Below are 7,407 nucleotides of genomic sequence, written 5' to 3'. Positions count from 1 at the left end.
AATTGTTGCACTTTTTACAACATTGAGCCGCAAATAGGGGTTATCCCCCCATTTTTGTTGTACAAAATACAACATTTGCTGGCTCTCGTGGAAATAGCCCCGGGCCCGCTGCCCATTTTCACCATCTGATGGTGCTGCGCCAGCGGCATGGGGGGGCTATCTTGAAAAATTGGACGGAGCCCTCCGGCGAATTTTGCAACACCGAAGGTGACGACCGATAACGAAAGGAATCGCTCGTCATCGGCGGCTAACTATAGAAACGGAGCGACAACAAATGACGGATGACAGGAACAAGCAAGGCGCGGCAAAAGGCGAAACGGGAAGTGTTCGCGATACAGCTCGCCGAGAGCGTGTACGGAGTGAGCGAAGCTCGGATGGACATGGACCCCCAGGTGTCGTGCAGCCTGGTGCGCAGCCGTTCGGCGCAGGCAAGGGAGACGGGTACGAGCGCGGCGGGACGGCCGTTGCCGGAGCGAAAGAGCGCCGGAGCGATGCAGGCCGGCTTTCAGCGGAGGCTCAGGAGCGGCGGCGGCCGGGGCGAACAGCCGACGGCGCGAAGCAGCCCGGCGCGCCGAACGGTGCCGCGGCGGAGAAGCGCAGCCCGCAGCGCGGGTACGGTGCGGCGGCTACAGCCGCGGCCAAGGCGCTTCGCGGCGGCGCAGGGACGCCTTCGCCGGAGGCTCAGCCGGGAAGCGGCCGCGCGGGACGGCCGCCTGTCCCGCCCGGCAAGCCCGGCGCGCAGCCGCACGGCCGGAACGCGACGCCTCCGGCAGGCCAGCGCCGAAGCGGCGATAAGCGTTCCCGGCCTCCCGGCGACAGCGGGAACGGCCTGCGCGCAGCCGTCGCTTCGCCCGCAGCCGACGAAGTCCGGCCCGGCCAGCGCATCGTCGTGACGATCAAGCGCATCGGCATTAACGGCGAAGGCGTCGGCTACTTCAAGCGCAAGGCAGTGTTCGTAGACGGCGCGCTGCCGGACGAGGTCGTGAAGGCGGACGTCATCAAGGCCGAGCCCGGCTATATTAACGCCCGCCTCGCAGAGATCGAGAAGCCGTCTCCGCATCGGCAAGAGCCCGCCTGTCCAGTGTACGCCTCCTGCGGCGGCTGCCAGCTGCAGCATATGGCCTACCCTGCCCAGCTCGCTGCCAAGGAAGAGCTGGTGCGGGAAGCGTTCCGCCGCTATGCGGGCCTGGAAGACGCGCCGATTCGGCCAATTCTCGGCATGGACGAGCCGTGGGGCTACCGCAACAAGGCGCAGCTGCAGCTCGGCCGGACCGGCTCGAAGGTGCTCGCCGGCCTATATTCGCCCGGCACACACCGACTCGTCGATATCAGCGGCTGTCCCATCCACGACCCGGCTCTGAACCGGGTCATGGATGAGGTGAAGCGGCTGCTGCACGAGCTGGATGTGCCGATCTACGACGAGCGGACGCGCCAAGGCGATATCCGCACCGTCGTCGCCCGCATCGGCCGGGCGGAAGGGAAGCTGCAGCTGACGTTCGTCACGGCAGGCGAACGGCTGCCGCAGAAGGATCGGCTCATCCGCCTGCTGCGCGCCCGCCTGCCCGAGCTGGCAACGATCGCTCAAAATATCAACAGCGGCCGCTCGCCGCTCGTCTTTGGCGAGCGCACGATCATCCTCTGGGGCGACGAGCGGCTGAACGAGACGCTCGGCGATGTGCGCTTCGCCTTGTCGCCGCGGGCTTTCTTCCAGCTGAACCCCGTCCAGACGGTGAAGCTGTACGATGTTGTGAAGGAGGCGGCCGCGCTGACCGGCCGCGAGCTCGTTGTCGATGCCTATTGCGGCACGGGCACGATCGGGCTGTGGCTCGCCCCGTTCGCCCGTGAGGTACGCGGCATCGAGATCGTCCCCGAGGCGGTCGAAGACGCCCGGGACAACGCCCGTGCGAGCGGCATCACGAACGCTCGCTTTGAGGTCGGGCAGGCGGAACGGCTCCTGCCCGAGTGGGTGCGCGGCGGCGCGAGACCCGACATCGTCGTGGTCGACCCGCCGCGCACCGGCTGCGGCCGCGAGCTGCTGGACGCGCTCGCGGAGGCGAAACCGGCACGACTCGTCTACGTGTCGTGCAACCCGTCCACGCTGGCGAAGGATTGCCGTCGCCTGCTGGAACAAGGCTACCGGCTGGAATGGATTCAGCCGGTGGATATGTTCCCGCAGACGAGCCATGTGGAGTCGGTAATCTTGATGGCGAGAAAAGGAGCATAAAGGAAACATTCATATGAATCGTCTTTTTCTGATTGGCGGTACAATGGGTGTCGGAAAAACGGCAACTTGCCAGGTGATGAAGAAAAAGTTAAACAACAGCGTTTTTCTTGATGGCGACTGGTGCTGGGATATGCATCCGTTTCAAGTGACGGAAGAAACCAAAGAGATGGTCCTGCAAAATATTTGCTGCTTGTTGAACAACTTTATCAAGTGTTCCGTCATTGAAAATATTGTGTTTTGCTGGGTCATGCATCAGCAAGAGATTATTGACCAGATTCTCTCGCGTCTGGATACGCAAGGTTGCAAGGTGCATCTCATCTCTTTGATATGCAGTCCAGACGCGTTGAGAGAACGATTGGCCAAGGATATCCATGCAGGGATTCGTACGGAAGATGTACTGAAAAGAAGCCTGGAACGCATTCCCCTGTACGAGAAACTCAATACAACGAAAGTGGATGTCTCGAATATCACAGCAGAAGAAGCTGCAGAATATATTATTCGGCAGTTCCCAGACTCCAACTAGCTGGTGCAGTGCCAGATCAATGTGTTTGCAACTGACATACAAGCCATGTAGAGTGCTGTTCCCTGTTGGTACGGAAGGACAATTAAATCGGGAGATGTATTGTCAGAAATAGTATGAGGGGGCTTCCCCCCTCTTTTTATAAACAATCGCTTGAATATTGATCGGCATGTTCTTAGTGATCGAGTTCATGTAACCTGGTCCGGCATGTTACAAAAATGCCTGTTATCTCTTTTCTACAGAAATAGAGCTTTTCCTTTAGCAAGGCGAAAAATGCCGCGGCCGCGACGCAAGAGCAGCTTCTGCTCGCCGGGGACATCCCGTTCCGCCGGTCAACTGCGCGGCGTTGTCGGCAGCTTGAACAAGGCGGATGGATACTGCAAAGTTTAACAGCCGAAGCAAACAAAAGCGAAAGCGGGGGCCAGCACCTGCCACCTTACGCTTTCGCTTTTTCCACTAATATATCGCTATCGGGCCATACGGGCCTTCGATAATATCGATTTTCGTTTCGAAAATGTCCGTTAAAATGTCCGGCTTCATAATCTCCTGGACGTCTCCGAACGCGGCAATTTGTCCGCCCTTCATCGCGCAGATGCGATCGGAATATTTGGCCGCGAAGTTGATGTCGTGCATGACCATAAGAATCGTTCTGCCGAAATCGTTCGCTGCTTTTCTCAGATGCTCCATCATCTGTACCGCCCGGGCAATATCAAGGTTGTTTAAGGGTTCGTCCAGAAGCACATACTCGGTTTCTTGGCATAGCACCATTGCCACGTAAGCTCGTTGTCTCTGTCCGCCGGAAAGCTCGTCCAGAAACCGATGCTCGAGATCCGTTAATTCAAGAAAATCGATATACTTCGAAATGATCGTTTCATCTTCCTGGGTCAATCTCCCTTTGGAATAGGGAAATCTGCCAAACCCAACGAGTTGCCTGACGGTAAGTCTTGTCACAAAATGGTTTTCTTGCCGCAGGATAGTCAATATTTTCGCCAGATCATCGGACTTCGAGGTGGTGACGTCCATATTGGCGACCGAGATTTGACCTTCATCCATGTTTAACAATCTGCCGATCATGAGGAGAGTTGTCGATTTTCCGGCGCCGTTCGGTCCAATTAATGAAGTAATCCCCGCTTTCGGAATTTCGATATTCAAAGGGCCAATGTTGACCTCGTCTCCGTACCATTTCCTAGCGTTCCGAATAGTTATCATAGCGACCTCTTCCTTAAGATTACAATAAGAAATAGGATTCCACCGAACAGTTCGATCACGACTGATACGACGGTTTGAGCTTGCAAGACGTGATACAGCAGAAAGTACGCCGATGTCAGGATACTGAATCCGACCGCGAAAGCCATCGGAAAGACGTACCTGTGATCATACGTTGGCGCTGCCTGGTAGCTCAGTATAGCAACTAAAAAGCCAAAAAAGGTAAGCGGGCCAAGCAATGAAGTGGAAACCGACATCAAGACCGCGATTAAGACAAGGGTAAAGATTATACTTGCCTGGTATTTCACTCCAAAAGAAGTTGCGACATCTTTCCCGAGAGACAGCACATTTAACTTCTTAGAGAAGAAGAACAGGCATAGAACAGTGATGATGACAAGCGGAATGGCGATCGGGAAATACTCGGCATTGGCATTAGTTACGGAACCGATCAGCCTGGATTGCAGCAGGTCGAACTCCGAGGGAGCAAGCAATCGTCTCATAAAGCCCGAAACGGAATTCAGACCCGCTCCAATGATAATTCCGATGAGCAGCATCAGATGCAAATTCCCATATTTCCCTGACAGCAGCCATCCATACAAGATCAAGCTCATGACGATCATCAAGGCGACTTGTAGGACGAAAGATCCAATGCCAGTAAAACGGACCAGCGCACCAGCACCGAAAAAGAACAGCGTGCTGGTATGTATCGCTGAATAAAGCGCTTCATAACCAAGAAGAGATGGAGTAATAATCCGGTTATTCGTTACCGAATGAAACGCGACGGTCGCGAAGCTGTGACATAACGCAGCAATAAGCATGGCAATAATCGCCACCAGCCTTCTCTCCACAACGGGGATGAAGGAAGGCGAATCGACCGGAACGGGATTGTTATAAAGCAACAATCCGAGAGAAGCGAGCAGCCCCAGACCGAGGAGTGCAGATAATAAAAGCCAATAGCGTTTCTCCTCTTTCCTGGAACGGAAAGCACGGGTAGCTCGAGTGCGAAGGCGTGCATGGAAGTCACCATTGGTATGAAGTTGAGAATCTAATGCGCTCATCGCAGCCTCCTGCTTTTTCGTTGTCTTAGCAAAATGAGGATGAAGACGACTGCCCCTATTGTTCCAAGGATTAATGAAACCGGCACTTCAAAAGGCATAATAATGACTCGAGAGAGGATATCACATAGCGTGATCGTCCCCATCCCCATCACACATACCCAAGGAAGATTGCTTCTAAGATCATCTCCGCGAAGCATGGATACGATGTTAGGGACAATTAATCCCAGGAAAGGGATGTTACCGATGACTGCCGCTACAACGCCGACGGCTACGGCAACCAGTGCGTTAGCGAGCAGATTAAGCCGGTTGTAATTGACGCCTAAGGTCGTAGCTATATCTTCCCCCAGCCCCGCTAGTGTCAGGCGATTGGCATACATAAAAATAAGGATAGTGACAATGACGATAATCCACAAATATTCATATCTTCCGATTTGAACAGCCGCGAAAGAACCGAAAAACCAGCTTTCAACAACTTGAGACATGTTAAAGAAAAGAGCCGTAAATGTGGAAAAGGCCGAGATTACCGCCCCAAGCATGAGCCCTATGATGGGAACGATGAGAGACGAGCGAAGCTTAACCCTCCGCAAGAAGAAAAAGAAGATCATCGTCCCTGCGAAGGAAAACAGGATGGCGCCGGTCATACGCAACACTAAAGTGGGTCCGGGAAACAGCAGGTACACCGCAAGCAGCCCCAAGCCCGCCCACTCTGTTGTGCCGATGGTCGTCGGCTCCACCATTTTATTTTGGGACATCAGCTGCATGATCAGGCCTGTCATAGCCATAGCGGCGCCAGTAAGCATTAAGGCTACGGTTCTGGGAACACGGGTGATAAAGAACATGTTCCAACCATCATCTTGCCCCCGGATGTCATATACGCCCGTGAACAGAGAGATTATACCGAGAATAACAACGCTAAGTATAGCGAGTATAAATGGAATCGTCCATATCTTCTGATGTTTAGAAAATTGAGGTTGAGAAGGACTCTCAACCTCAGCGATAGCACTTTTGGACACCATATTGTACTCCTTTATTTTACTTCTTCAAGGCCTTGGCAATCTCTTCGAAGATCTCGATGAAGGTTTGAATCGATTCATTCGTGTATGTGTCCGCAGGAGCGTATACAATCTGGCCTTTCGTTACGGCTGTCGTATTTTGCAGTGCAGGAGAATTGCCAATGACATCTTGGGCCGGCGTTTTCTTCTCCGTACTTGAAATGGCGGCATCGCGGTCCAGAACGAGCAACCAATCGGGATTGCTTTGCGCAATCGCTTCTACAGATATTTCATCGCCTTGATGGTCGGTAGTAGTTTTCTCGACTTTCAGCGAAGGAGTCCAACCGAAGATATCGTACAGCGGCCCCCAGACGCGGCCATTATGCGGAGCGGAGTAGCCGATGTTCCCCCCCGAAACAATGACGCTCATTACCGTATCTGTTCCGTTGTATGCGGCTTTGGCGGCGGCAATCGATTGATCGAATCGTTCGTTCAATTTTTTGGCCTCTTCATTTTTGTCGAAGATTTGTCCAAGCTTCGTCGTTACATCTTTGAAGCCGTTAACTAATTGGTCGCCTGCAGTGCCGTCGCTCGCGGATACATCAAAATTGAGATCAATGACCGCTGCATTCGGAACAAGCTTTTTAATATCTTCATAATACTTGGCGAAGCGTTGACCAACAATAACAAGATCCGGGTTGACAGCAGCGATGACTTCAAGCTTAGGCTCGCCGTGGTTGCCGATATCTTGTACGGAATCGTCGGCAACATAGATGGAATCAGCAGGCATTACCTTTTTCGGCGCGGCAGCGAGCTTAATCCCCCATTCCGCGAGCGTTTCGAAGGTTCTGTTATCTAGTGCAACGACATTCTTCGGATTGATCGGAACCGTAACCGTGCCATGACTATCCGTGATTTCCACGGTCGCCGGCTTCGCAGGTTCTGCCGTATCGCCAGGCGTATTGGAGGCCGTGCCCGCGTTCGAATTGGCGTTATTGGTACTTGCCCCGCATGCTGCTAATACCATTACCAGGATGGCCATCATGAGCGTGAAAGTCATTTTTTTCATCTTGTCTCTTTCTCCTTCTTTGTACATTTTAATATTGCGCAACAACATGGGTTACAGAATAAACATTTTCAGCTGATGACAGGATGCATGAATCCCCTTCTTTCATAACGAGCCCCCAGACTGATAATGAATATCATTACCACTTACGGTATATGATTTTAGCAAATCGCCCCATAAATATCAATATACAAACTCCAACAAATGTTGGTCGTCTGTCATCACGGTTTGGAGAGCATTTAAGGTAACATTTGAGCTCCTTTTTCTGTAATCGTTATACGACAACGGCAAAGAGGGGCGGCGAACCCCTCTTTTTTGTGACTTCAGATCGTGCAGCAAGT

At 53.1% G+C, this 7,407-nt stretch carries 6 protein-coding genes; 2 read left to right on the top strand and 4 right to left on the bottom strand.

Annotated features, from left to right (window positions below; all coding sequences use genetic code 11):
- The first annotated feature begins 397 nt into the window (after positions 1-397).
- Together rlmD and F591_RS0122130 are read left to right on the top strand one after the other, a co-directional pair.
- Positions 398-2,224 (top strand): 23S rRNA (uracil(1939)-C(5))-methyltransferase RlmD, encoded by a 1,827-nt coding sequence (gene rlmD / locus F591_RS0122135; protein WP_019536797.1) that lies wholly within the window; start codon positions 398-400, stop codon positions 2,222-2,224.
- A gap of 13 nt (positions 2,225-2,237) precedes the next feature.
- Positions 2,238-2,747 carry an AAA family ATPase gene (locus F591_RS0122130; RefSeq protein WP_019536796.1) on the top strand — a complete coding sequence of 170 codons (510 nt, stop codon included), beginning with the start codon at positions 2,238-2,240 and terminating at the stop codon, positions 2,745-2,747.
- A 453-nt stretch (positions 2,748-3,200) separates the two neighbouring features.
- On the opposite strand, the gene F591_RS0122125 is transcribed toward F591_RS0122130, so the two are convergent.
- The 4 genes from F591_RS0122125 to F591_RS0122110 are packed head-to-tail and all read right to left on the bottom strand — an operon-like array spanning position 3,201 to position 7,069.
- Positions 3,201-3,953 (bottom strand): iron ABC transporter ATP-binding protein, encoded by a 753-nt coding sequence (locus tag F591_RS0122125; RefSeq protein ID WP_019536795.1) that lies wholly within the window; start codon positions 3,951-3,953, stop codon positions 3,201-3,203.
- Positions 3,950-5,008, bottom strand: coding sequence for an iron chelate uptake ABC transporter family permease subunit (locus F591_RS0122120; RefSeq protein ID WP_019536794.1), 1,059 nt, complete (start codon positions 5,006-5,008; stop codon positions 3,950-3,952). Before F591_RS0122120 ends, F591_RS0122125 begins: the two co-directional genes overlap by 4 nt.
- Positions 5,005-6,021, bottom strand: coding sequence for an ABC transporter permease (locus F591_RS0122115; protein ID WP_026326816.1), 1,017 nt, complete (start codon positions 6,019-6,021; stop codon positions 5,005-5,007). The genes F591_RS0122120 and F591_RS0122115 overlap by 4 nt, the downstream gene beginning before the upstream one ends.
- Positions 6,022-6,040: 19 nt before the next feature.
- Complete coding sequence (locus F591_RS0122110; RefSeq protein ID WP_019536792.1) at positions 6,041-7,069, bottom strand: siderophore ABC transporter substrate-binding protein; 1,029 nt, start codon at positions 7,067-7,069, stop codon at positions 6,041-6,043.
- Positions 7,070-7,407 lie beyond the last annotated feature (338 nt).

The sequence above is a fragment of the Paenibacillus ginsengihumi DSM 21568 genome (assembly GCF_000380965.1).
In the GTDB taxonomy this organism is placed as follows: Bacteria; Bacillota; Bacilli; order Paenibacillales; family NBRC-103111; genus Paenibacillus_G; species Paenibacillus_G ginsengihumi.
Note: the sequence above shows the minus strand (reverse complement) of the source record. Positions and strands in the feature narration are given on the sequence as shown.

Excerpts from the sequence above, each read along its gene's own strand:
- F591_RS0122130 (WP_019536796.1), top strand. The coding sequence starts at position 2,238 with ATGAATCGTCTTTTTCTGATTGGCGGTACAATGGGTGTCGGAAAAACG.
- F591_RS0122125 (WP_019536795.1), bottom strand. The coding sequence starts at position 3,953 with ATGATAACTATTCGGAACGCTAGGAAATGGTACGGAGACGAGGTCAAC.
- F591_RS0122120 (WP_019536794.1), bottom strand. The coding sequence starts at position 5,008 with ATGAGCGCATTAGATTCTCAACTTCATACCAATGGTGACTTCCATGCA.
- F591_RS0122110 (WP_019536792.1), bottom strand. The coding sequence starts at position 7,069 with ATGAAAAAAATGACTTTCACGCTCATGATGGCCATCCTGGTAATGGTA.